The 24,331-nt window shown below is 73.1% G+C and carries 22 protein-coding genes and 1 pseudogene; 8 read left to right on the top strand and 15 right to left on the bottom strand.

The genetic code is table 11. From position 1 onward, the window contains the following. Nucleotides 1-116: 116 nt before the first annotated feature. A complete protein-coding gene (locus tag AC068A_RS32935; protein WP_478589943.1) occupies nucleotides 117-764 on the bottom strand; it encodes a biliverdin-producing heme oxygenase in 648 nt (215 codons plus the stop codon). 151 nt (nucleotides 765-915) lie between these two features. Then, nucleotides 916-1,773, bottom strand: coding sequence for a type I methionyl aminopeptidase (map, locus tag AC068A_RS32940; protein WP_478589944.1), 858 nt, complete (start codon nucleotides 1,771-1,773; stop codon nucleotides 916-918). 113 nt (nucleotides 1,774-1,886) lie between these two features. Between map and AC068A_RS32945 the strand changes: the two genes are divergently transcribed. From AC068A_RS32945 to AC068A_RS32955, 3 genes are all read left to right on the top strand, one after another. Next, entirely contained in the window at nucleotides 1,887-2,132 is a 246-nt protein-coding gene (locus AC068A_RS32945) for a hypothetical protein (RefSeq protein WP_478589945.1), read from the top strand. Nucleotides 2,133-2,269: 137 nt separating this feature from the next. Continuing rightward, on the top strand, nucleotides 2,270-2,974 hold the full coding sequence (npdG, locus tag AC068A_RS32950) for an NADPH-dependent F420 reductase (protein ID WP_478589946.1): 705 nt from the start codon (nucleotides 2,270-2,272) through the stop codon (nucleotides 2,972-2,974). Between the two features lie 102 nt (nucleotides 2,975-3,076). Next, nucleotides 3,077-3,262 (top strand): hypothetical protein, encoded by a 186-nt coding sequence (locus AC068A_RS32955; RefSeq protein ID WP_360634216.1) that lies wholly within the window; start codon nucleotides 3,077-3,079, stop codon nucleotides 3,260-3,262. Between the two features lie 2 nt (nucleotides 3,263-3,264). Here the strand turns inward: AC068A_RS32955 and AC068A_RS32960 are convergent, their stop codons facing one another. Beyond that, nucleotides 3,265-4,068 (bottom strand): site-2 protease family protein, encoded by an 804-nt coding sequence (locus AC068A_RS32960; RefSeq protein ID WP_478589947.1) that lies wholly within the window; start codon nucleotides 4,066-4,068, stop codon nucleotides 3,265-3,267. A 60-nt stretch (nucleotides 4,069-4,128) separates the two neighbouring features. Here AC068A_RS32960 and AC068A_RS32965 point away from each other — a divergent pair, with 60 nt between their 5' ends. Continuing rightward, nucleotides 4,129-7,623: an AfsR/SARP family transcriptional regulator gene (locus tag AC068A_RS32965; protein WP_478589948.1), complete on the top strand. Its 3,495-nt coding sequence runs from the start codon at nucleotides 4,129-4,131 to the stop codon at nucleotides 7,621-7,623. A 56-nt stretch (nucleotides 7,624-7,679) separates the two neighbouring features. Here the strand turns inward: AC068A_RS32965 and AC068A_RS32970 are convergent, their stop codons facing one another. The 3 genes from AC068A_RS32970 to panB all read right to left on the bottom strand — a co-directional run bounded on the left by AC068A_RS32970 (nucleotide 7,680) and on the right by panB (nucleotide 10,584). Continuing rightward, entirely contained in the window at nucleotides 7,680-8,534 is an 855-nt protein-coding gene (locus AC068A_RS32970) for an ABC transporter permease (protein WP_478589949.1), read from the bottom strand. Beyond that, nucleotides 8,531-9,556 carry an ATP-binding cassette domain-containing protein gene (locus AC068A_RS32975; protein ID WP_478589950.1) on the bottom strand — a complete coding sequence of 342 codons (1,026 nt, stop codon included), beginning with the start codon at nucleotides 9,554-9,556 and terminating at the stop codon, nucleotides 8,531-8,533. Before AC068A_RS32975 ends, AC068A_RS32970 begins: the two co-directional genes overlap by 4 nt. A 167-nt stretch (nucleotides 9,557-9,723) precedes the next feature. Beyond that, nucleotides 9,724-10,584, bottom strand: coding sequence for a 3-methyl-2-oxobutanoate hydroxymethyltransferase (panB, locus tag AC068A_RS32980; protein WP_478589951.1), 861 nt, complete (start codon nucleotides 10,582-10,584; stop codon nucleotides 9,724-9,726). Nucleotides 10,585-10,888: 304 nt separating this feature from the next. On the opposite strand from panB, the gene AC068A_RS32985 reads away from it, so the two are divergent. Then, nucleotides 10,889-11,917: an endonuclease/exonuclease/phosphatase family protein gene (locus tag AC068A_RS32985; RefSeq protein WP_478589952.1), complete on the top strand. Its 1,029-nt coding sequence runs from the start codon at nucleotides 10,889-10,891 to the stop codon at nucleotides 11,915-11,917. Between the two features lie 86 nt (nucleotides 11,918-12,003). Here AC068A_RS32985 and AC068A_RS32990 read toward each other — a convergent pair whose 3' ends face one another. The 3 genes and pseudogenes from AC068A_RS32990 to AC068A_RS33000 form a co-directional block, all read right to left on the bottom strand. Then, nucleotides 12,004-13,758: an NAD+ synthase gene (locus AC068A_RS32990; RefSeq protein WP_478589953.1), complete on the bottom strand. Its 1,755-nt coding sequence runs from the start codon at nucleotides 13,756-13,758 to the stop codon at nucleotides 12,004-12,006. 139 nt (nucleotides 13,759-13,897) lie between these two features. After that, a complete protein-coding gene (locus AC068A_RS32995) occupies nucleotides 13,898-15,373 on the bottom strand; it encodes a DUF4190 domain-containing protein (protein ID WP_478589954.1) in 1,476 nt (491 codons plus the stop codon). Nucleotides 15,374-15,514: 141 nt separating this feature from the next. After that, a pseudogene (locus AC068A_RS33000) lies at nucleotides 15,515-16,391 on the bottom strand (AraC family transcriptional regulator). Nucleotides 16,392-16,949: 558 nt separating this feature from the next. Between AC068A_RS33000 and AC068A_RS33005 the strand changes: the two are divergent. Beyond that, nucleotides 16,950-17,603 (top strand): DUF998 domain-containing protein, encoded by a 654-nt coding sequence (locus AC068A_RS33005; protein ID WP_478589972.1) that lies wholly within the window; start codon nucleotides 16,950-16,952, stop codon nucleotides 17,601-17,603. Then, nucleotides 17,600-18,559, top strand: a complete 960-nt coding sequence (locus tag AC068A_RS33010; RefSeq protein WP_478589955.1) for an alpha/beta fold hydrolase — start codon at nucleotides 17,600-17,602, stop codon at nucleotides 18,557-18,559. The genes AC068A_RS33005 and AC068A_RS33010 overlap by 4 nt, the downstream gene beginning before the upstream one ends. Here the strand turns inward: AC068A_RS33010 and AC068A_RS33015 are convergent. From AC068A_RS33015 to AC068A_RS33030, 4 genes are all read right to left on the bottom strand, one after another. After that, nucleotides 18,544-18,963, bottom strand: a complete 420-nt coding sequence (locus tag AC068A_RS33015) for a CBS domain-containing protein (RefSeq protein ID WP_478589956.1) — start codon at nucleotides 18,961-18,963, stop codon at nucleotides 18,544-18,546. The two genes, AC068A_RS33010 and AC068A_RS33015, sit on opposite strands and share 16 nt — an antisense overlap. A 126-nt stretch (nucleotides 18,964-19,089) precedes the next feature. Then, nucleotides 19,090-19,794, bottom strand: coding sequence for a DUF305 domain-containing protein (locus AC068A_RS33020; protein ID WP_478589957.1), 705 nt, complete (start codon nucleotides 19,792-19,794; stop codon nucleotides 19,090-19,092). Beyond that, nucleotides 19,791-20,456 (bottom strand): DUF3105 domain-containing protein, encoded by a 666-nt coding sequence (locus tag AC068A_RS33025; protein ID WP_478589958.1) that lies wholly within the window; start codon nucleotides 20,454-20,456, stop codon nucleotides 19,791-19,793. Before AC068A_RS33025 ends, AC068A_RS33020 begins: the two co-directional genes overlap by 4 nt. 78 nt (nucleotides 20,457-20,534) lie before the next feature. Then, nucleotides 20,535-20,981 (bottom strand): hypothetical protein, encoded by a 447-nt coding sequence (locus AC068A_RS33030; protein WP_478589959.1) that lies wholly within the window; start codon nucleotides 20,979-20,981, stop codon nucleotides 20,535-20,537. A 171-nt stretch (nucleotides 20,982-21,152) separates the two neighbouring features. Here AC068A_RS33030 and AC068A_RS33035 point away from each other — a divergent pair, with 171 nt between their 5' ends. Next, on the top strand, nucleotides 21,153-22,514 hold the full coding sequence (locus tag AC068A_RS33035) for a glutamine synthetase family protein (protein WP_478589960.1): 1,362 nt from the start codon (nucleotides 21,153-21,155) through the stop codon (nucleotides 22,512-22,514). 75 nt (nucleotides 22,515-22,589) lie between these two features. On the opposite strand, the gene AC068A_RS33040 is transcribed toward AC068A_RS33035, so the two are convergent. Beyond that, nucleotides 22,590-23,855: a tyrosine-type recombinase/integrase gene (locus AC068A_RS33040; RefSeq protein WP_478589961.1), complete on the bottom strand. Its 1,266-nt coding sequence runs from the start codon at nucleotides 23,853-23,855 to the stop codon at nucleotides 22,590-22,592. A gap of 66 nt (nucleotides 23,856-23,921) precedes the next feature. Continuing rightward, a complete protein-coding gene (locus tag AC068A_RS33045; RefSeq protein ID WP_478589973.1) occupies nucleotides 23,922-24,272 on the bottom strand; it encodes a helix-turn-helix transcriptional regulator in 351 nt (116 codons plus the stop codon). Nucleotides 24,273-24,331: the final 59 nt, after the last annotated feature.

Here is a 24,331-nt window from a genome sequence, read left to right on the forward strand (position 1 = left end):
GTCGGCCTCGTCTGCTTCGACGCGCCGCTCGGGGGGGGGGGGGCGCAGGGCTGGGGGGGTGTTCCGGTCGGGGGGGGGGGGGGCCGGGGGGGGCCCCCCCCCCCCCCCCCCGGGCCTCAGGCGCTGAGCGGGAACTCCTCGCCCAGCTGCCGGAACACGGCTCCGTTGTGGTCGAAGGCGCGCTTGCACTCGTCGATGATGCGCTGCTTCTCCAGGTCGTCCGCGGCGATCGCGTCCAGCAGCTCGCGGTAGTGGCGCTTGAACGCGGCCGGGTTGGCGATGCCGGTGAAGACGTAGAACCGGACCCCGTCGCCCTTGCGCTCGAAGCCCCAGGTCCGCTCCGCCTTGTCGCGGATGATCTGACCGCCGGAGAGGTCGCCCAGGTAGCGGGTGTAGTGGTGGGCGACGTACCCGCCGGGCCAGGTGGCCGCGCACTCGGCGATCCGGGCCGCGTACGCCTCGGTCGCGGGCAGTGCCACCAGTGTCTCGCGCCAGGAGGGGCCGCGCAGGTGCGCCAGGTCGCGCTCGATCTCGGCGAGGCGCATCAGCTCGGGCTGTATGAAGGGGCCCGCGACCGGGTCGTCCCCGAGGGACTCGGCCGCGTCCTCCAGGGCCCGGTACACGAACCACAGCTGCTCGGTGTAGCGCGCGTACGCGTCCACGCCGAGACGGCCGCCGAGCAGGTCGCTCATGAACGTCGAGGACTCGGCCTCGGTGTGCTGCTCGTGCGAGGCGACACGGATGACCGTGGAGAAGGCGTCCAAGACAAGACCTCCGTCGGGCGCGGGGATGCGGGCATGGCGGCACGGGCGGCCGCCATGCCCGATCCTCTTACTTAGGCTTACCTAAGTCAATGTGTTCCCGACGTGTTGTCGGTAAAACGCCCCTGGGGTGAAAACCTCTGTGTCACGACCGCTACGGCAGGGTGAGGATCTCGGCTCCCGTGTCCGTCACCACCAGTGTGTGCTCGAACTGCGCGGTCCGCTTCCGGTCCTTCGTGACGACGGTCCAGCCGTCGTCCCACATGTCGTACTCGTGGGTGCCCAGCGTCAGCATCGGCTCGATCGTGAAGGTCATTCCGGGCTGCATCACCGTCGTGGCGTGCGGGCTGTCGTAGTGCGGGATGATCAGGCCGGAGTGGAAGGACGCATTGATGCCGTGCCCGGTGAAGTCCCGGACCACGCCGTAGCCGAAACGCTTCGCGTACGACTCGATGACCCGGCCGATGACGTTGACCTGCCGGCCCGGCTTGACGGCCTTGATCGCCCGGTTCAGGGCCTCGCGGGTGCGCTCCACCAGCAGCCGGGACTCCTCGTCCACGTCCCCGCACAGGTAGGTGGCGTTGTTGTCGCCGTGCACCCCGCCGATGTACGCGGTGACGTCCAGGTTCACGATGTCGCCGTCGCGCAGCACGGTGGAGTCGGGGATGCCGTGGCAGATGACCTCGTTGACCGAGGAGCACAGCGACTTCGGGAAGCCCCGGTAGCCCAGGGTCGACGGGTAGGCGCCGTGGTCGCACATGTACTCGTGCGCCACCCGGTCCAGCGCGTCGGTGGTCACCCCGGGGGCGATCAGCTTCGCCGCCTCCTCCATCGCCTGCGCGGCGATCCGGCCGGCGACGCGCATCGCCTCGATGGTCTCGGCCGACTGCACCTCCGGTCCGGTGTACGGGGTGGGCGTGGGCTTGCCCACGTACTCGGGCCGGCGGATGTTGCCGGGAACGGAACGGGTCGGAGAGAGCTCGCCGGGGACGAGCAGCGACTGGCCAGACATGCAAGCGAGTGTATCCAGCGGGGATGGGGCAGCATGGCGGCAGAGAACAACGGAGAGCAGCGGAGAGCGGCCGAGAGCCGGCGGCGAGCGGCGGCGAGAGGAGCCCGAGGAAGATGGCCCTGTTCAAGAAGCGTCAGGTGGGCAAACCGGGCGAGTGGTACTACTGCCTGGTGCACCGGAAGGTCGAGGAGGGGCCCGAGTGCCCGGCGAAGGACCGTTTCGGCCCGTACGCCACCCCCGAGGAGGCCTCCCACGCCATGCAGACCGCGCAGGAGCGCAACCTCGAATGGCAGAACGACCCCAAGTGGAACGACGTGTCCCGCGACGAGGACGAGGACGAGGGTGCGACGGGAACCTGACGGGCGGGCCGGCCGGGAGCGGGCCGGCGCCCCGGCCGGCTCCCGGCCGGGGCCGCAACGACACGAACCGGCAGCGTCACGCACCGCATCACCCACACCTGTTCGATCGCCCGGGACCCGGCATTACGCTCACCCCCATGACCTCCACTGACAGCACACAGAAGCCCCCCGCGAAGGACCCGTGGGACCTGCCGGACGTCTCCGGCCTCGTCGTCGGCGTCCTCGGCGGCACCGGCGACCAGGGCCGCGGCCTGGCCTACCGGCTCGCCAAGGCCGGCCAGAAGGTGATCATCGGCTCCCGCGCCGCCGACCGCGCCGCGCACGCCGCCGCCGAACTGGGACTGGGCGTGGAGGGCGCGGACAACGCCGAGTGCGCGCGCCGCAGCGACATCGTGATCATCGCGGTCCCGTGGGAGGGCCACGCCAAGACCCTGGAGGCCCTGCGCGAGGACCTCGCGGGCAAGCTCGTGGTGGACTGCGTCAACCCCCTCGGCTTCGACAAGCAGGGCGCCTACGCCCTCCGGGTCGAGGAGGGCAGCGCCGCCCAGCAGGCCGCCGCCCTGCTCCCGGACTCCCGCGTCACGGCCGCCTTCCACCACCTCTCGGCGGTCCTGCTCCAGGACGAGTCGGTCGAGGAGATCGACACCGACGTGATGGTCCTCGGCGAGTCCCGCGCCGACACCGACATCGTCCAGGCCCTGGCCGGCCGCATCCCCGGCATGCGCGGCGTCTTCGCCGGCCGCCTGCGGAACGCCCACCAGGTCGAGTCCCTGGTCGCCAACCTCATCTCCGCGAACCGCCGCTACAAGGCCCACTCGGGCCTCCGTATCACCGACGTCTGACCCGTCACCGCGCCCGGCCGGGCGCCTTTACGGGGGCACTGCGGGGCATGGGGGACACTGGAGGGGCTCGACCCCCTTCCGCCCGCCGAGGAGCCGTACCCCATGCCCCGCCTTGCCGTCTTCGCCACCGTCGTCTGCGTCCTCTCCGTCGCGGCGGCCGTGGTCGCCTTCGTGGAGGGCAGCTTCCTGGGGATCGTGTGGGTGCTGCTCGCCGGGCTCACGTCCAACATGGCCTGGTACTACGTGCGCAAGGACAAGGCCCGCAAGGCCTCCGGCTCCGCCGGCTAGCCCTAGTCGGCCTGGGGGACGGTGCACAGGCCGTCCGGTTCCTGCCAGAAGCGGTACAGGCCGTGGCCGCAGTACGTCTCCACGTCGGAGACGCCCAGCGCGGACAGCACGCCCTCGACCGCGCCGAAGAAGGCCGCGTTGACCGCGGGAACCCACAGCAGCGCGAACACCGCGATCAGGCCGAACGGCGCCAGCGGCGCCACCTCGCGGCGCACCCGGTACGACAGCCAGGGCTCGATGACGCCGTAGCCGTCCAGGCCGGGCACCGGCAGGAAGTTCAGGATCGCCGCGGAGACCTGGAGCAGCGCGAGGAAGGCCAGCGCGAAGCGGAAGGCGAGGGGGACGCCGTCGACGGCGTCCAGCCAGAACGGGGCGGTGCAGACCGCCGCGAACGCCACGTTCGTCAGCGGGCCCGCCGCCGAGATCAGGCTGTGCTTCCAGCGGCCCTGCACCCGGTCCCGCTCGATGTACACGGCCCCGCCGGGCAGGCCCAGACCGCCCAGGATCACGAAGACCACGGGCAGGACGATGCTCAGCAGCGGGTGCGCGTACTTGAGGGGGTTCAGCGTCAAGTAGCCCTTGGCGCCGACGGTGAGGTCGCCGCCGTGCAGGGCGGTGCGGGCGTGCGCGTACTCGTGCAGGCAGAGCGAGACGATCCACGCCGACGTGACGAAGAGGAAGACGGCCAGGCCCGCGCTCGCCGAGTACCCCGTCCACACCGCCCACCCGGTGACCGCCATGATCGCGGCGATGCCGAGGAAAACGGAACTGACCTGCCGGTCGCTGCGCGTGCTCTGATGACCCATGCGGCGAAACCTACCCGGGCAGGGGGCCGTCCGGGATACCGGTACGGGGACAATGGGCCGGTGCGCTACGCGATTCTCGGCACCACCCAGGCCACCCGCGACGACGGGACCCCCGTCGCCGTCGGCGGCGCCCGCCTGCGCGCACTGCTGACCGCGCTCGCGCTGCGGCCGGGGCGGGCGGTGCCGGCGCACCTGCTCGTGGCCGAGGTGTGGGACGGCGACCGGCCGGCCGACGCGTACGCCGCCCTCCAGGCGCTCGTCGCCCGGCTGCGCAGGGCGCTGGGCCACGAGGCCGTACGGTCGGCGGAGGGCGGGTACCGGCTCGCCGCCGGGCGCGAGGACGTCGACCTGTACCGCTTCGAGCAGTTGGCCGGGTCCGCCGCGGCCGCCGCGGACGGGGACCCGGCGCGGGCGGCCGCCCTGTACGACGAGGCCCTCGCCCTGTGGCGCGGCCCGGCGCTCGCCGACCTCCCGGACCCGGGGGCGGAGGCCGCGCGCTGGGAGGCCGTACGGACGGACGCGCGGCGGGGGCGGCTCGCCGCGGCCCTCGACCTCGGGGAGGCGGCCCGCGCCCTGCCGGAGCTCGCCGCGCTGTGCGCGCAGCACCCGCTGGACGAGCCGCTCCAGGTGCTCCGGATCAGGGCGCTGCGGGACTCCGGGCGCGCGGCCGAGGCCCTGGCCGCCTACGAGGCGGTCCGGCAGGACCTCGCCGACCGGCTGGGCGCGGACCCCGGCCCCGCCCTGCGCAGCCTCCACGCCGCCCTCCTGGCCCCGGCCGACGTACCGCCCACCAGCGCGTCCGGTGTCCGGCCCGCCTCCGCGTCCGGTGTCCGGCCCGCCGCTTCCTCCGGCGTCCCCGCCGACGTCCCGCTCCCGGGACCCGCCGCAGGCCCCTCCCGGGAGCCGGCCGCGGGCTCCTCCCCGGGGCCCGCCGCCGGCTCCGGCCACCCGGTCCACCTGCGGCAGGACTCCGCCGGGCCCGCGGCGACCCCGTTCGCACAGCCCCCGGGTGACGCCCCCGCAGGGCCGCGGCGGGGGAACCTGCGGGCGCGGCTGACCACGTTCGTCGGGCGGGAGGAGGACATCCGGGACATCGGCGCCGACCTCGCGCAGGCGCGCCTGGTCACCCTGCTCGGGCCCGGCGGGGCCGGCAAGACCCGGCTGTCGCAGGAGGCCGCCGAGGCGCACGGGGCCGCCGACTGGCCCGACGGCGTGTGGTTCGCCGAGCTGGCTCCCGTGGACGACCCGGACGACGTCGCCGAGGCCGTGCTCACCGCCCTCGGGGCCCGCGAGACCAAGCTGCGCGGCGCCTCCGCCGAGGAGCTGCGGGTGCTGACCGAACGCGCCGGCGACAACCCGCTCGACCGGCTCACCGAGCACTGCGCCCGGCTCCGGCTCCTGCTGATCCTGGACAACTGCGAGCACGTCGTCGGCGCCGCCGCCGAGCTCGCCGAGCAGCTCCTCACCCGCTGCCCCGGCGTGCGGATCCTGGCCACCAGCCGCGAACCCCTCGGCGTGCCCGGCGAGTTCCTGCGCCCGGTGGAACCGCTGCCCGACCCGGTGGCGCTGCGGCTGCTCGACGACCGCGGTGCCGCCGCCCGGCCCGGTTTCACCACGGGCGACGACCCCGAGGCCGCCGCCGAAATCTGCCGCCGCCTCGACGGGCTGCCGCTCGCCATCGAGTTGGCGGCGGCGCGGCTGCGGCTGCTCACGCCCCGCCAGATCGCGGACCGGCTCGACGACCGGTTCCGGCTGCTGACCAGCGGCGCCCGCACCGTCCTGCCCCGCCAGCAGACCCTGCGCGCGGTCGTCGACTGGTCCTGGGACCTGCTCGACGAGCCCGAGCGGACCGTCCTCGCCCGCCTGTCCGTCTTCGCGGGCGGCTGCGACCTGGCCGCCGCCGAGGCCGTCTGCGCCGACACCCCGCAGGACAGCGCCGACGTCGCCCTCCTCCTCGGCTCCCTCGTCGACAAGTCCCTCGTCATCGCGGCCCCCGCCGCCGACGGCATGCGCTACCGGCTCCTGGAGACCGTGGCCGAGTACGCCGGCGAGCGGCTGGACGAGGTCCCCGGCCACCGTGCCGCCACCGAGCGGCGCCACCTCGTCCACTACCGGGAACTCGCCCGCACCACCGAACCGCTGCTCCGCGGCCGCGGCCAGCGCGCCGCCGCCGAACGCCTCGCCACCGAGTACGAGAACCTCCGCACCGCCCTGCGCCACGCCGTCGCCGCCCGCGACACCGACGAGGTGCTGTGCCTGGTGCACTCCCTCGTCTGGTACTGGCAGATGCACGACCTGCGCTCCGAATCCCGGCACTGGGCGAACGCCGCCGGCGCCCTCGGCCCGGACCCCTTCCAGCCGCCCGTCACCCCCGCCGAGCCGGTGTACGAGCGCCTCGTGGACACGCCCCCGCCGTACAGCGGCGAGCGGCTCACCGAGGCCTGGCGCGGCCTCCGCCTGGTCCAGCTCGCCGCCCGCGACCAGCGCAACGAGAGCTGGACCTCCCCGGAGATCCGGCACCAGATCGAGGGGATCCTCGCCGCCTACCGGCCCGGCCTGCCGCAGACCTGCCACGCCCCCGGCGTGCTGTGGGTCTACGCCGCGATGCTCTCCGGGGACCCGGACCTGCTCCGGCGGGTCGTCGACGCCACCGTCGACACCGCCCGCGCCCTGGACTACCGCTGGGAGCTGGCCGGAGCCCTCCAGCTGCGGGCCAACGTCCGGGCCAACCGCGCCGCCTGGGCCGGCGACGCGGTGCGCGATGCCGAGGAGAGCCTGGCCCTGTTCACCGAGCTGGGCGACGACTGGGGCTGCGCGGAGGCACTGTCCGCGCGCGCCGAGTCCCACGAGAAGCGCGGCCGGTACGCGCCCGCCGTCGAGGACTACCGCTGCGCGATCGAGTACGCCGAGCGGCTCGGCGCCTCCTCCCAGGTCGCGGTCCTGCGCGTGCGGATGGCCGGGGTCCTGGTCGAGAGCGGCCGGGCCGCCGAGGCCGAGGAGCTGCTCACCGGGATCCTGCGCGCCCACCACGCGTACGGCAACGAGGCCCTGCCCGCCGCCCGCATGTTCCTGGCCGGCTGCTACGGCCGCAGCGGCCGCATCCCCGAGGGCCGCGCACAGCTCCAGCAGCTGCGCGACGAGTTCGCCTTCGGCGCGTACGCCATCTTCGACGGGTTCCTGCTCGGCACCATGGCCTGGCTGGAGAACCAGGACGGCCGGCCCGAGGAGGCGCTGGCGCTGCTCCGGCAGGCCATGGCCGCCGCCGAGGACCCGCTGGCCCTGATGGTCGCCCCGCAGATGCCCGCCGTGTACCTGATGACGGCGGCCCGCTCCCGCGCGTCCCTCGGCGGGCCCCGGCAGGCGTACGACGCGGCGCGGCTGCTCGGCGCGTACCGGGCCCTGCTGCCCGCGGGGCACTTCCCGGTCAGCGTCGAGCGGGAGGACTCGGCCCTGGCCGAGCGGCTGGCCCGGGCGGCCCTCGGCGATGCCGCGTACGAGGCGGCGTACGCCGAAGGCGGCGGCCTCACCCTGGAGGAGGCCACCGCCCTCGTCTGACCCGCCCCCGTGCGGGGCCGTCCGGGACGCGATCCGGAGCGGACCGTCCGCCCGGGTCAGGTCTTCTTGCGGAACTTCGCGACCGCCAGCGGCGCCGTGACCGCGGTGATCAGCACGGCCCAGCCCAGCGTCATCCACACCGAGTGGGCGACCGGGCCGCCGTTGATGAGGTTGCGGGCCGCGTCGGCCAGGTTGGACAGCGGGTTGTACTCCGTGAAGGACTGCAGCCAGTCGGGCATCGAGGACGGCGGGCTGAAGATCGAGCTGCCGAACTGGAGCGGCATCAGCACGAGCATCGCCACCCCCTGGACGGCCTGGGCCGTCTTCATGGTCAGACCGAGCAGGATGAAGATCCACATCAGCGAGGCGCCGAAGACCATCGACAGGCCGACCGCGGCGAGCAGGTCCAGCACCGAGGTCTTGATCTCCAGACCCAGCAGGAAGCCCATGCCGAGGAGGATCGTGGTGGCCACCAGCATCCGGCCGACCTCGACCACGATCTTGGCGATGAGGACCGAGGAGCGGGCTATGGGCATGGACCGGAAGCGGTCCATGACGCCCTTCTGGAAGTCCTCGTTGACGCCGGTGCCCACCGCCATGGCGATGTTCAGGCCCGTCATCGCCATCATGCCCGGGACCAGGTAGTTGACGTAGGCGTCCTGGTTGCCCTTGCCCGCGATCGCGCCGCCGAAGACGTACGTGAACAGCAGGATGAAGACGATCGGCATCAGCACGACCTCGAACACCGACTCCGGATTCGCCTTGATCTGGAGGGCGTTGCGGCGCGCCAGGGCGCCGATGTGCCGCAGGTTGCCGCGCAGGCCGATCCGGCCGTCCGCGGGCTGCGCCGCCTTCGGCGCGGGCGTTCCGGCGGCCGTGTCGCGGGCCGGGGCGATAGTCGTCGTGCTCATGCCGCGACCTCCTCGGTCGTGCCGGTGGGGACTGAGTCCTCGGGGGACGTGGCCGGGTGGCCGGTGATGGAGAGGAACACCTCGTCCAGGCTGGGCAGGTACGTGCCCAGGTCGGCGATGGCGTAGCCGCGGGCCGCCAGCAGCCCGACCACCGCGGTCAGCTGCTCGTCGCTGAGGATCGGGACCAGCAGCACGCCCTCGTCCGGCACGGCCTGGGAGCCGGCGACGCCGTCGAGGCCCGCCTCGGCCAGGGACCGGGCCATGCCGGGCAGCTCCGCCGGGTCCACCGGACGGATCCGCAGGGTGCGTCCGCCGACCCGGGCCTTCAGCTCGTCGACCTTGCCGTTGGCGATGACCTTGCCGCGGTCGATGACCGTCAGCTCGCTCGCCAGCTGCTCGGCCTCCTCCATGTACTGGGTGGTGAGCAGGACGGTCGCGCCCTCGGCCACCAGCCGCTGCACCTCGTCCCACACCTCGTTGCGGGTGCGCGGGTCCAGGCCGGTGGTCGGCTCGTCCAGGTAGAGCACGGCCGGGTTACCGATCAGGGAGGCCGCGAGGTCGAGGCGGCGGCGCATGCCGCCGGAGTACATCCCGGCGACCTTCTTCGCCGCGTCGGTCAGCGAGAACCGCTCCAGCATCTCGTCGGCGCGGCGGCGGGCGTCCTTGCGGGACAGGTCGAGCAGCCTGCCGATCATGTAGAGGTTCTCCCATCCGGACAGCCGCTCGTCGACCGAGGCGTACTGGCCGGTGAGGCCTATGGTGCGGCGCAGCTGCCGCGGCTGGCGGACCACGTCGTACCCGGCGACCCGGGCGGTCCCGGCGTCCGGGACGAGGAGGGTGGACAGGCAGCGCACCAGGGTGGTCTTGCCGGCGCCGTTGGGGCCGAGGACCCCGAGGACCGTGCCCTCGCGGACGTCCAGGTCGACACCGTCGAGGGCCTTGGTCTCGCCGAAGTGCTTGACCAGTCCCCGTACCTCGACGGCGTTCCCGCCGCTGTGGGGATCCTTGTCGTTTCGCGTCATGACCCCATGGGACCAGCCGCCACCGACAAAGCACCGACATCCGACCGACGGCCGACCGACGGCCGACCGACGGCAGGCCGACAGGCGGCCGACACGACGGCAGCCCGCCGGCCCGGACGGGGCCGACGGGCTGCCGGTTCGGGTCGTGCCGAGCCGATCCGATGGGGTCAGTGGAAGGTGTGCTGCTCCTGGGGGAACGTTCCGCCCACCACGTCCTCGGCGAACGCCTTCGCCGCGTCCGTCATGGTCGCGCGCAGGTTCGCGTACTGCTTCACGAACTTCGGCATCTTCCCGCCGGTCAGGCCCATCATGTCGGTCCACACCAGCACCTGCGCGTCGCAGTCCGCGCCCGCGCCGATGCCGACCGTCGGGATGTGCAGCGACCGGGTGACCTCGGCGGCCAGTTCGGCCGGTACGAGCTCGAGCACCACTGCGAACGCCCCCGCGTCCTGCGCCGCCTTGGCGTCGCGGAGCAGCTGGTGCGCGGCCTCGTCGCCGCGGCCCTGGACCCGGTAGCCCATGGCGTTCACGGACTGCGGGGTCAGGCCCAGGTGGGACATGACGGGGATGCCGGCCTGCACGATCAGCTCGGTCTGGCGCAGCGACCGCTCGCCGCCCTCCAGCTTCACGGCCCCGACGCCGGCCTCCTTCACGAGCCGGGTGGCACTGCGCAGCGCCTGGACGGCGCCTTCCTGGTACGAGCCGAAGGGCAGGTCACCGATGACCATGGCCCGCCGGGTGCCGCGCACCACGGCGGCGGACAGCAGCGTCATCTCGTCCATCGTCACGGGGACGGTGTTCTCGTAGCCGAGGTGACAGTTGCCCATCGAGTCGCCGACGAGGATGACCGGGATGCCGGCCTCGTCGAAGACGGACGCGGTCATCGCGTCGTAGGCGGTGAGCATGGGCCACTTCTCGCCGCGCTCCTTGGCGAGCGTGAGGTCGCGGACGGTGATCCGCCGGGTGCCCGTGCCTCCGTACAGGGTGGGGGAGGCGGCTTCGCGGGCAGGCGAAACGGCATGCGTCATTGCAACTGCTCCTTGATGTCATCTCGAGGCGCCCTCACGGCGTCCCCGGACTCACCCCCATGGTGGCACCTGCCCGCCCGGCCGCGAAAGTGGAGGGGGCGACCGCCCCGTCACACTTCGGCCGGCTCGAGGGATCCTCCGGTTCCGGACCGAATGTGCGCGTTTCGTGACAACCGGAACCCGGGCCGTATGGCCGTTCGTCCTCCCGGACGTACGGCCGGAACAACGGCACGGTAAGGCTGCGTCCATCGCCTAGGGTCATGGTGGGGGGACGGAGCGCAAGCACGGCAGTGAGGGCAGTGGCATGGCACAGGCGTACATGACGGAGACCGGGAACGGCGGCTCGGAGCCCGAGCCCCGCGGATCCCGCCTCCGGCGCCGCCTGGCCGAACTGCGGCGCGACCCGGGCATCTGGCGGCGGGGGATCGTGATCGCGGCGCTCGCCGTGCTGCTCGCCCTCGTCATGATCCTCCACGCCGAGCTCCCCAACAGCGTCGGCAACCTGGGCAGCCTCACCGAGACCTTCCTGCCCTGGCTGGGACTGTTCGTCCCGCTGCTGCTCGCCGCCGCGGTGGTCCGCAAGTCCGCCACCGCGCTGATCGCGATACTGCTGCCGGCCGTCGTCTGGGTGAACCTCTTCGGCGGCCTGTTCACCGACAAGTCCGGCCGCGGCGGCAACCTGATGGTCGCCACCCACAACGTCGACGCCGACAACCCCGACCCGGGCGGCACCGCCCGGTCGGTGGCCAGGGCCGGGGCCGACGTCCTGGCCCTGACCGAGCTCAAGGGCAGCGCCGTCCCCGCCTACGAGAAGGCGCTGGCGGGTACGTACAAGTACCACGCCGTGGAGGGGACCGTCGGCGTGTGGAGCAAGTACCCGCTGAGCTCCAGCCGGCCCGTCGACATCAAGATGGGCTGGACCCGGGCCATGCGCACCACGGTCGAGACCCCGCAGGGGCAGGTCGCCGTGTTCGTGGCCCACCTGCCCTCCGTCCGGGTCAAGCTCAATGCCGGCTTCACCGCCAACCAGCGCGACAACAGCGCGGACGCGCTGGGTGCCGCGCTCGCCGCCGAGCCGCTGCGCAAGGTCGTCCTGCTCGGCGACCTCAACGGCACGATGAACGACCGCTCCCTGTCCGAGGTCACCTCGCAGATGCGCTCCACCCAGGGCGCGGCGGGCGACGGCTTCGGCTTCAGCTGGCCGGCGCCGTTCCCGATGGCCCGGATCGACCAGATCATGGTCCGCGGGATGAAGCCGGAGGCCTCCTGGACCCTGCCGCGGACCGGCAGCGACCACCTGCCGGTCGCGGCCCGGGTGACCGTGGCGAAGTAGCCGCTGCCGCCACGCCCGGGCCCGCGCCGGTACGCCTGGCGCGGGCGCTCCCTCGTCGGCCGCGCCCGCGTCGGCCGCGCCCCGGGTCAGGCGTGTTCGCGCCAGCCGTTCGTGATGGGCAGGCGGCGGTCCTTGCCGAAGCCCTTCGCGGAGATTTTCGTGCCCGGCGGGTACTGGCGGCGCTTGTACTCGGCGGTGTCCACCATCCGCAGGGTCCTGGCCACCAGCTCCCGGTCGAAGCCGGCCGCGACGATCGCGTCGATGCCCTGGTCGCGGTCCACGTACAGCTCCAGGATCGCGTCCAGCACCGGGTAGTCCGGCAGCGAGTCCGTGTCCACCTGGCCCGGGCGCAGTTCGGCGCTGGGCGGCTTGGCGATCGAGTTCTCCGGGATGGGCGGGGTTTCGCCGCGTTCGGCCGCGGCCCGGTTGCGGTACCGCGCGAGCCGGAAGACGTCCGTCTTGTACACGTCCTTGATCGGGCCGTACGCGCCCACCGAGTCGCCGTAGAGGGTGGAGTAGCCGACGGCCAGCTCGGACTTGTTGCCCGGGGCGAGGACGATGTGTCCCTCCTGGTTGGACACCGCCATCAGCAGCGTGCCGCGCAGCCGGGACTGGAGGTTCTCCTCGGCCAGGCCGGTCAGGCCCAGCGACCCCATGTACGCGTCGAACATCGGCTCGATCGGCACGGTGCGGAAGTTCAGGCCGGTGCGGCGGGCCAGTTCGGCCGCGTCGCCCCTGGAGTGCTCCGAGGAGTACTTCGAGGGCATCGAGATGCCGTACACGTTCTGCGCGCCGACCGCGTCGCAGGCGATGGCGGCGACGAGCGCGGAGTCGATGCCGCCGGAGAGCCCGATCAGGACGGAGCGGAACCCGTTCTTCTTGACGTACGCGCGCAGGCCCACGACCAGCGCGTCGTAGACCTCCTCGGCGTCGTCGAGGCGGTCGGCCTGGCCGCCGGGGACGGTCGGCTCGTACGGCTCGACCGGCTCCTCGGACAGGATCACGCGGTCGATCCGCAGCCCGTCGTCGACGATGCCCTCGGGGGCGTCGGCCGGCGCCGCGGGCAGGTCGAGGTCGACCAGGACGCAGCCCTCGGAGAACTGCGGGGCGCGGGCGATGACCCGGCCGTCGGCGCCGACGACGATGGAGTCGCCGTCGAAGACGAGCTCGTCCTGGCCGCCGATCATCGCGAGGTAGGCCAGCGTGCAGCCCGCCTCCTGGGCCCGCTTCTGCACCAGTTCGAGGCGGACGTCGTCCTTCTCGCGCTCGTACGGGGAGGCGTTGACGGAGACCAGCAGGCCGGCCCCGGCGGAGCGGGTGGCGGGCACGCGGCCGCCCTCCTGCCACAGGTCCTCGCAGATCGCCAGGGCCACGTCGACGCCGCGGACGCGGATCACCGGCTGGGTGTCGCCGGGCACGAAGTAGCGGAACTCGTCGAACACGCCGTAGTTGGGGAGGTGGTGCTTGGCGAAGCGGAGCACGACCTCGCCGCGGTGCAGGACGGCGGCCGCGTTCTCGGGGGAGCCGGCGGGCCGGCCCAGGCGCGGGGCGGCCCGCTCCGAGCGGTCGAGGTACCCGACGACGACCGGCACCTCGCCCAGGCCCTCGGCCGCCAGCCGCCCGGCCAGCCCGCGCAGGGCGGCGCGGGAGGCCTCGACGAAGGATGCGCGCAGGGCGAGGTCCTCGACGGGGTAGCCGGTCAGCATCATCTCGGGGAACGCCACGAGGTGGGCGCCCCGCTCGACGGAGTGCCGGGTCCAGTGGACGACGGAGTCGGCGTTGGCGGAGACGTTGCCGACGTGCGAGTCGATCTGATTCAGAGCGAGGCGTAGTTGAGGCACGGGGCCCAGTGTAATCGTCTTTCTGACGCGATGTCCTGGAAGCCCCGTGCCGCAAGGGTTTTGGCGGCCCGGCGCGGCTGTCTGGAGTGTGCTGCCGACCGCTGTCGGCGCCTGCCGGCCGCCGTCGGCCGCTGTCGGCTCAGCCGATCGGGCCCGCGAACTTCGCGCTGGGCATCAGGATGCCGGGGGAGATCGCGGCGCTGAGGCTGGTCGTGCCCTCGGGCACCTCGTAGGTGATGATCCCGCTGGCGGACTGGCCGGGCAGGATGTCGCCGCGGATGAACTTGGGCATGTCGCCGCCGTCGAAGGCGAGCTGGGCGGTCATGCCCTTGTCGTCGCGGACCTCGGGCACGGCGTGGATGACGTTGTGGTTCTCGGCGGTGCCGTTGGTGATGGTCAGCGTGATCTGCACCGCGTTGCGGACGGTCGAGTACCTGTTCTTCGACACGTACTCCTTCGGGACGGACAGGCTGACCTTGATGCCGTTCGGGTAGGTGTACGTCTCGCCGAACGGCAGCGGCGAGGTCATGCCGGGGCCCGTGGGCGGCGCGGAGCGCGACGGCTTCGGCGCGGGAAGCGACGGGGTCGCGGACGGGTTCGGCGGCCAGGGCTCGTCGGCGTCGGGGTCGTCCCGGGCGGGGTCGTCGAAGCGGGCCTCGGCGGCCTGCTCGGCGAGGCGGTCGACCAGGGTCTGGGTGATGAAGTAGCCGCTGATGGAGGCGGCGATGCCGAGGGCGCCGAGGACGGTGCCGACGATGGACATCGTCTTGCGGCCGGCGCCGGAGGAGGCGCGGCCGATGGCGCCGATGCCGAGGCCGACGGCGGTCACGCCGAGGATGGCGCCCAGCCAGAAGAGGAACGGGATCGGGCCGACGGGCAGCGATATCAGGCCGACGACGAGGGCGGCGACGGCCAGGCCGTTGGTCACGGGGGCGGGCTGCTGGAACCAGGCGCCGCCGGCCCCGGCCCCGGCTCCGGGCACGCCCCACGGACCGGGGGCCGGCGGCACGGCCCCCGGCGGCACGGCCCCGCCGGATCCGGGCGCGGGGGAGGGCGCCGCAAAGCCGTGCTGGGCGGAGTAGGCCCCCTCCGGGGCCGGGGCCGCCGTCGGGGCCGGCGCCCGGGTGGCCCCCGGGGTCGGGGCGGCCCAGGGATCGGGCCTCGCCGCGGTGGCGTCCGGCGCCGGAGCGGCAGCAGCAGTGGCGGGGACCTCGACGGCGGCGGGTGCCGGGACCGCCTCCGGGGCCGCCTCGGGGACCGCCTCCGGGGCCGCCTCGGGCTGCGGATCGGGGTCGGGCCGGGCTTCCGGGGCTGCCGCAGGCTGCGCTTCCGCCTCAGGGGTCTTGGTGAGCGACAGCGGCCCCGGGCCGGTCTCGGCGGCGGGCTGCGGTTCGGCCTCCGGAGCCTTGGTGAGCGACAGCGGGCGGGTCGCGTCGGCCGGCTCCGGCCGGTCCGGGGTCGACGCGGGCTCGGTGGCCGCGTCCGCGGGGGCGTCAGAGGGGGCGTCCGCGGGCTTGTTCGGCGACGGCTTGCGCGTCGGGGCCGCCTCCGGCCGGGGTACGGGCGTGCCCTCGGGCTCCGTGGGCGGGCCGGGCGGGTTCGGAGGCGTACTCATGCGGCGGGAACGTCCTCGTCTGATCGAAGGAGGCGGTCTGATGATCGAACAGCCTGCCATGGTGCTTCACGCGTGGCCAAAAGCTTTCGGTCCTGCCCTCCGGGTGCGGAGGGCAGGGCCGGTCGGCCTCATGGCGTCCCGTCAGACCGCGGTCCGCTCCACGGGAATCCACAGCTCGGTCGTCACGTCCGCCCCGTCCACCGACCGCGGGGTGCGCAGGATCTCCGGACCGGGCCGGAGGGCGTACGGGTTGGACGGGAGCCACTGGGTGTAGACGTCCCGCCAGAGGGACTGGAGGGCCTGCGGGAACGGGCCGGTGTTCGCGAAGACGGCCCAGGCGCCGGCCGGGACGACCCGGACGTCCAGGTCCTCCGGGATCTCCGGGGCCCCCGGCGCCGGTCACCACCGCGAGGTGGTAGTCCAGTTCGACGCCCTCCTCGCGGCTGTCGCCCAGGTGTTCGGTCACCGAGACGATGCCGGCCGGCTCCTGGTCGGACAGGCCCGCTATCCGCTCGGCCAGCTCCGGCCCGACCGCCTCGACGAACGAGACGATGGCCGGGTTCACGCCCTCGTGGACGAGCGGCACCCGCGTCTTCCTGCCGACGATCCGGAACTCCGCCTTCTCCGCGATCCGGTACTGCATGGCCGTACTCCCTTCGATGACGAGGCGGAAGGACATCCGGGGCTGTGCGCGCAGGACCGCACCGGTGCGCCGCGCCTCGCCCGGGCCGATGCCGTGGACCGCGCGGAACGCGCGCCCGAAGGCCTCGGCGGACGTGTAGCCGTGGCGTACGGCGATGTCGAGCAGGGTCTGCTCGCCGGCCAGGACCTCGGCGCCCGCGACGGTCAGCCGCCGGCGGCGGACGTACTCCGACAGCGGCATCCCCGCCAGCGCGGAGAACAGGCGCCGGAAGTGGTACTCCGACGTCATCGCGATCCGCGCGAGCTCGGCCGCGTCCACGTCGCCGTGGAGGCGGTCCTCGATGTGGTCCATGGCCCGGTTCAGCTGCTCCAGCATCCCGGCCTCCTTCCTCTGTGCGGTCCCCACCGTAGGAACGGGCCGCCGGCCCGGACCCGACATTCCGTGCCCCGTTCGGTCGGGTCGGCGGTGCGGCGGGAGCGGTGTGGTCCGTCGTACTCGGGGAGCGAGGCAACGCAAGCGGCCGGGGTCGCGTCATCCAGGGCAGGGGGCCGACTCGGACGGCCCGGGGCCGCCGGGCGGCCCCCGGGCCGTGCGCGAAACGGGGGCGCGCCCTGCCCGGAACCCCGCCGCGCGTGGGTATCCGAACGGAGGGCCGGTTCGGCCGTGTTAAGGATGATGGGGAACATGACGGCAAAAGCCGCAAAGGAGAACGGAAAAGGGCTGCGCACGACGAAACCCGAGGACCGAATAGGTTCCGCGAGTCCCAGGAACCACAAGGACCCCAAGGGCGCCAGAAACCACATGGACCCCAAGGGTGCCAGGGACCCCAGGAACACCAAGGGCACCAGGGACCCCAGAAACCCCACGGACCCCAGGTGTGCGGGGTGTCCCGAGGGTGCCAGGCGGTCCAGGGGGCCGCAGGTCATCGCCGTGCTGATCGGTCTCGCCGCCACCGCCTACACGGCCTGGGTCATGGAGGTCGTCCTCTCCACCGGCCTGAACCCCATCCAGACCTACGTCAGCGAGCTCGCCGCCCAGGACCAGCCGCTCGGCGGCCTCTTCCGGGCCACCGACTTCACCGCGGGCCTGCTCGCCTTCACCGGCGGCCTGCTGGCCCTGATCCGGCTCCGGTGGCACCACGACTCCCGCCGCCCCTGGTCCGTCACCGGCTGGGCCGGGGTCACCCTCTTCGGCGCCGCGACCGCCGCCGACGCCTGGCTGCCGCTGAGCTGCACCCCGACCGTCGACCCGGAGTGCGCCGCCCTGGAGACCGCCAAGCTGGTCCCGGCCACCCACCAGGCCCATGCCGTCAGCAGCGGCCTCGCGATGACCGGCGCCCTCGTCGGGATCGTCGCCCTCACCGTCGCCGCCCGCCGCTACGGCCGCTTCGCGCCGCTCGCCGAGTACGGGCCCACACTGGTCGTCCTGGAGCTCCTCGCCACCGCCTGGACCCTGACCGCCATCGCCCTGTTCACCGCCGGGCGCGGGACCTGGGCGCTGGGCGCCGGGCAGCGGATGCAGGTGCTGCTCGTGGCGCTCTGGCTGGGCCTGCTGGCCTACTCCGTGTACGAGGAGCGCCGTACATGACGGCCCCGGGTGGCGTTGGTGCTCCGGGCGTTCCCGGTGCCTCGGGCGTTCCCGGTGTCCCGGGCGTTCCCGGTGTCCCGGCCTTCGTCCGGTCGGAGGACGGGGTTCCGATCCACGTGGTGGTGGAGGGCGGCGGTCCGCCCGTCGTGCTGAGCGCGGGGCTCGCCATGGCCTGGTTCGACTGGGACCCGGTCGCCGCGCTGCTCGTCGCCGCCGGCCGGACCGTGATCCGCTTCGACCGGCCCGGGCACGGCCTGAGCGGCCCAGCCGCGGCCCCGCCGACCGCCGCCGGGGAGGCCCGCCGGATCGCCGGGCTGCTGGACGCTCTGGGCCTGGGCCGGGCCCCGGTCACGGTGGCCGGGCACTCCATCGCCGGGTTCCACGCCGAGGCCTTCGCCCGCCTGTACCCGGAGCGCACCGCCGCCCTGGTCCTGGTCGACGGCAGTGTCGAGGAGCAGCCCCACGCGGTCCTGCCCGCCGGGCTGCGCACCGGCGCCGCCCGTGCGCTCGGCCGGGCCCTGACGGCCGCCGGGCTCCCGGCCGCCGTGGGGCCCGCGGCCCGCCGCGCCGCCGTACGCCTCTCCCGGACCTGCGGCCCCGACCCGGCCGCGCGGGACCTCGTACGCCGCTGCTACCGCACCGGCCGGGTGTGGCAGGGGATCCTGCTGGAGAACGCCCGCTATCCCGACATGGCCGCCGAGGTCCTCGCGCTGCGCTCCCGCCGGCCGCTGACCGCCCCCGCCACGGTCCTCGCCGGCTACGACGGCTCCGGCTCGGCGGCGGCCCTGCACTGGCTGGACCGCCAGCGGGGCCTGGCGGCCGCCCTGGACGCCCGCTTCGAGACCGCCGCCCCCGCGGGCCACCTGGTCATGCTGGACCGCCCGGCCCAAACGGCCCGAGCGGTCCTGGGCGCCTCCCGCGGCGCTGCGGCGGCGCCTCCTCAGCGGCGGGCGTAGACCCTCTCCACGAATTCCGCGAGCTGTGCTTCCGGGAGGTGCTGGGCCAGGTCGGCTTCGCTGATCATGCCGACGAGGCGCTTGTTCTCGATGACCGGGAGCCGCTTGATCTGGTGGGACTCCATCTCGTCCAGGACGGCGGAGACGTCCGCGTCGGCGGCGATCCAGCGCGGGGTGCCCTCGCACAGGTCCCCGCAGGTGACCTTCGCCGGGTCGTGGCCCTTGGCCACGCACTTCACCACGATGTCGCGGTCGGTGATGATGCCGCACAGCCGTTCGTTGGCGTCGCTGACGGGCAGGGCGCCCACGCCCAGCCGGCCCATGAGCTCGGCCGCCCGGTCCAGGGTCTCCGTGGCGGGGATCCACTGGGCTCCGGGGTGCATGATTTCTGCCGCGGTGGTCATAGGGGAACCTCCTGAGCATGCCGTTGCGGCGGCCGGGCGCGGTCGCGCCCGCCTCGGCGCCCTCGGGAGGCCGGTGGTGGGAGGGCCTGCGAGGGCGCCCTCCCACCACCGTACGGGGGTGTTACGTCACCCGCGCGGCGCAGCCCCGCGCTGCCGCAGCATGTCCGCCATCAGCGTGAGCTCCGACTGCTGGGCGTCGACCATGCCCTGGGCGAGTGCCCGCTCGGCCGGGGTTCGGCACTGGGTGGCGCAGCCCCGGGCCATCGCGACCCCGCCCTTGTGGTGGTCGGTCATCAGCTGGAGGTAGAGCACCTCCGCGTCCCGGCCCTGGGCGGCGCCGAGCGCGGCCAGCTCCTCCTTGGTCGCCATGCCGGGCATCAGGGCGCCCGGCTTGGCGGTGACACCGCCCATGTCGTGCCCGGACTGGCCGGTGTGCCCGGAGTGGCTGCTGCTTTCGCCGCTGCCGCCGCCCGCGGACATCCACGACATGGGCGGCTCGTCGGCCAGCACCTTCGGCAGGCCCCACAGGTCCAGCCAGCCCAGCAGCATGCCCCGCTGGTTGGCCTGGGTGTTGGCGATGTCGTAGGCGAGGCTGCGTACGGCCTCGTCCTGTGTGCGGTCGCGCACGACGAAGGACATCTCCACCGCCTGCTGGTGGTGCACCGCCATGTCCCGGGCGAAGCCCGCGTCCGGCGAGTACAGGGCCGGCGTCCGCTGCTCGCGCGCGGAGTCGGCCCCGGAGCTCCCGCTCGCGGCGGTGACCGTGGCCGCCACCGCGAACACCAGCGCGAGCAGGACCGCCGTGCCCGCCGCCCAGTACGTACGCCTCACTTGCCGGCCAGCCCGTTGGTGCAGGCCGCACCCGGTTCGGGAGTCTGCGGGCCCTGCACGTACTTGGTGAAGAACTGCTTCACCCGGGGGTCGGACGCGCTGTCCACGGTGACCTGCTTGCCCCACGCGCTCAGCGTGATGGCGCCGGCCTGCTCCTTGACGGGGCTCATCAGCGAGTACGGGGTCTTCGCCACCCTCTCGGCGAGCTTGTCGACCTCGGCCTGCGGGGCCTTCTCGCTGTACGTCACCCAGACCGCGCCGTGCTCCAGCGAGTGGACGGCGTTCACCTGCGGGATCGGCTCCTTGTAGACGTCGCCGTTGCAGTTCATCCAGCGGAGGCTGTGGTCGCCGCCGACCGGCGGGTTCATCGGGTACGACACCGGGGTCTCGACGTGGTTGCGGCCCAGCGACTTGGCCTCCCAGGTCTGCTCCTGGGCGATCGGGGCCGTACGGGCGGCCTCGATCGCGGCGGCCTCGGCCTTCTCCTTGTTCTTCTGGTCGATCAGCACCCACGCGCCGAAGCCGACGAGGCCGCCGACGAGGGCCACGGAGGCGGTGATCGCGATGACCTTGGTACGGCGCTCGCGGGCGCGTTCGGCCCGGCGCATCTCGGCTATGCGCGCCTGGCGGGAGTGCTGGTCGTTCCGGGTGGTGCCGGCCATGTGCCCTGTTCCTTTGCTGAGGGGGTGGAGTGTGGATCCGGTCGGGCGGGGGCGCGCGGTGGGAGCGCCCCGGATCTGTCAGGTCCGCAACACCTGGAGGGCGTGGAGGTCGGGGGCCCGGGCGAGCGCGCCGTGCGGGCGGGCCCGCCCGGCGCCGACGACGCGTGCGACGGGGTCCGCGGCGGCCGCAGCCAGCGGCGCGGCGGGCGGCGGGGCGGGCAGGACGCCGGGGGCGACGTGGGAGAAGGGGGAGCAGCCGGGCAGATCGTCGTGTGACACGCACACGACCCGCGCGGGCGCGGGCGCGTGCGGGGGTAGATGCCCGTGAGCCTGCAGGACGGGGGCGGGGGAGGCCCCGGCCGCGGCTCCGGCCGCGGTCACGGCCGCGGTCACGGCGTGCGGCTCACCCGGGCGTACGCACAGCAGCAGGGCGCCGAGCAGTACGGAGAGGGCGACCGCGATGAGGGCACGGCGAGGCAGGTGACGCCCGATGCGCCCGTGCCGCGTGTGCTCCCGTCCCCCCATGGCCGCAGATGGTAGTGCTCATGACGGGTCCAAGGTCAGTGCGGGGTGCCACGACCTTTGCGGGGTGCGTAATCTGGCGGAAACCACGGCTGGCGATACTGGGCCCGCCCTCCTGTGCGCCACCCCTGGGGGCGGTGGTGCACAAGCCGTCTGAACTGCGAGGATGAAGGCATGGACAAGCAGCAGGAATTCGTCCTCCGGACGCTGGAGGAGCGCGACATCCGCTTCGTGCGCCTGTGGTTCACCGACGTGCTGGGCTTCCTGAAGTCCGTGGCCGTCGCCCCGGCCGAGCTGGAGCAGGCCTTCGACGAGGGCATCGGCTTCGACGGCTCGGCCATCGAGGGCTTCGCGCGGGTCTACGAGTCCGACATGATCGCCAAGCCGGACCCGGGCACCTTCCAGATACTGCCGTGGCGCGCCGAGGCCCCGGGCACCGCCCGCATGTTCTGCGACATCCTGATGCCGGACGGCTCCCCCTCCTTCGCCGACCCGCGCTTCGTGCTGAAGCGGATCCTGGCCAAGACCTCCGACCTGGGCTTCACCTTCTACACCCACCCCGAGATCGAGTTCTTCCTGCTGAAGGACAAGCCGCTGGACGGCTCCCGCCCCGTCCCGGCGGACAACTCCGGCTACTTCGACCACACCCCGCAGAACGTCGGCATGGACTTCCGCCGCCAGGCGATCACCATGCTCGAATCCATGGGCATCTCGGTCGAGTTCAGCCACCACGAGGGCGCCCCCGGCCAGCAGGAGATCGACCTGCGCTACGCCGACGCCCTCTCCACCGCCGACAACATCATGACCTTCCGCCTGGTCATGAAGCAGGTCGCCCTGGAGCAGGGTGTCCAGGCCACGTTCATGCCGAAGCCCTTCTCCGAGTACCCCGGCTCCGGCATGCACACCCACCTCTCCCTCTTCGAGGGCGACCGCAACGCCTTCTACGAGTCCGGCGCCGAGTACCAGCTCTCCAAGGTCGGCCGCTCCTTCATCGCGGGCCTGCTGCGCCACGCGGCGGAGACCTCGGCCGTCACCAACCAGTGGGTCAACTCGTACAAGCGGATCTGGGGCGGCTCCTCCCGCACCGCCGGCTCCGGCGGCGAGGCGCCCTCGTACATCTGCTGGGGGCACAACAACCGCTCGGCGCTGATCCGCGTCCCGATGTACAAGCCGGGCAAGATGGGCTCCTCCCGCATCGAGGTCCGCTCGATCGACTCGGGCGCCAACCCCTACCTCACGTACGCCGTCCTCCTCGCCGCCGGCCTGAAGGGCATCGAGGAGGGCTACGAACTCCCGGCCGGCGCCGACGACGACGTGTGGGCGCTGTCCGACTCCGAACGCCGCGCGATGGGCATCGAGCCCCTCCCGCAGAACCTCGGCGAGGCGATCTCCCTGATGGAGCGCAGCGAACTGGTCGCCGAAACCCTCGGCGAACACGTCTTCGACTTCTTCCTGCGCAACAAGAAGCAGGAGTGGGAGGAATACCGCTCGGAGGTCACCGCCTTCGAACTCCGCAAGAACCTCCCGGTGTTGTAACCGCAGGTCAGCGTTACTGCCAGAAATTTCTGACACTCCGGGCCGACGGTCACCGACCGTCGGCCCGGAGTCGTCTCAAGCCCCCTGGGCCGTCTGTGGGCCGTCAGCCGTCGGACCGGCAGCCTTGTAGACCTCGTCCACGGCCCTCAGGGTGCGCTCGTGGCTGCTCGGCATCAGGTGCGTGTAGACGCGGAGCGTGAACCCAGGGTCGCCGTGTCCGAGGTAGGTGCTCAGCGCCTTGATGTTCTCCCCGGAGTCCAGCAGGACGGACGCGTAGAAGTGCCGCAGCGCGTGCATCCCGTGCTCGCGTGCGGCCTGGTGGTGCTTGCCTGGCCGCGGCTCCGGGATGACGCCGGCCTGTACGAGGGCGAACTTCCACACCCGGGTGTTGAAGTCGGTGCGCCGCACCGCGCCACCGCCTGGGAGGGAGAACAGCAGCCGCTTGGTAACGAGCGGCCCGTCCGGCTTCAGCCAGGGAAGCGTCACTTCCACCGGCGGGAACTCCTCGCGGTGTTCTCGCAGCACCTGACCGATGCGACGGGGGAGCGGCACATCCCGTTCCTTTTCCCGCTTGGGCGGACCGAAGACGAGGTGCCCGTTCGCTACCTTCACCTGGTTGGCGACGCGGAGCCATTCACCCCGGAAGTCATCTGGGTCGTCCGGCAGGCCGAAGATCTCACCCTGCCGGAGCCCCAGACCGCCGCCGGCATCTGCCATCGCCCGGTACCGCTTCGGTAGCGCGGCCCGGACGGCGAAGAGCCGCTCGGGCGTCCACGGCCTGACCCGCGGAGGGACCGAGGCGGGTGCCCGGACCGTACGGGCCTTGCACGGGTTCTTCGCCAGCAGCTCGTCGTCCACGGCGGCAGCCAGCACGGCGGAGACGCTCGCGAAGATGACGCGCCGGTACGAGGAAACCGGCAGCACCTGCTCCAGCTCGCTTAGCCAGTCGCGAATGTGCTCCGGCCGGAACGAGTCGAGCGGCCGTGTGCCGAGGTACGGGAACGCGTGCTTGCGGATCTGCACCTCGACGGAGGACCGCGTGGTCACGTCCGTCGTCAGCGACGCGAGCCACTTCTCTCCGTACTCCCGGAATGTGATCCGCCCGGCGGCCGGGTCGATGTACTGCCCCCGGGACATGTCTGCCTCGATGTGCGCCAGCCACTTCTCGGCGAGGCGCTTCTGCCTGTCGGGGAAGCTCTTGGACTTCTCGGTGCCGTCCGGTCCGATGTACCGGGCGCGGTAGCGCATGCCGGTGCCGTGGCGGTCGGTCTTGCTGCGGACCGGCTTGCCGTCCGGGCCTGTCTCGGTCTTGAACCAGCGGTCTTGGATGTGGCCTGCCACATGCAGCCTTTCAGGCGACGAAGAAGGGCGGGCCCGGACTGGGCCCGCCCTCGGTGGATGGGGTCGTTATGCGGCCTGGCCGGTGTCGGCAGCCATCTGCCGTGCGACCCAGGCCTGTACGTCGTCCGGGTGGTACCGGACGTGCTTGCCGACACGGAATCCGGGCGGGCCGGTCCGCTTCTTACGCCACTGGTAGACGGTCTCCACGGGCACGTCGAGCAGTTCGGCGAGGGTCTCGGTCTTGAAGAAGCGGGGCGGTAGGGCGTTCAGGGTGATCCCTCCGTTCGCGGCCGGGGCTGGTACCTCTGAGAAGTCCGCTACTGCCGCTACTCCGCTACCGCGCAGGTCAGTGGCCTGTTTTCGGTAGCGGATGGGGTAGCGGTAGCGGATGAGTCCGCCACCCCGGCAGGGTGGCAGGGGTGGCGTGGTAGCGGCTGCTTGCCGCTACCTGGGGTGGCGCCGCTACCTCTGGCAGG

Source organism: Streptomyces sp. NPDC043854 (assembly GCF_056436005.1).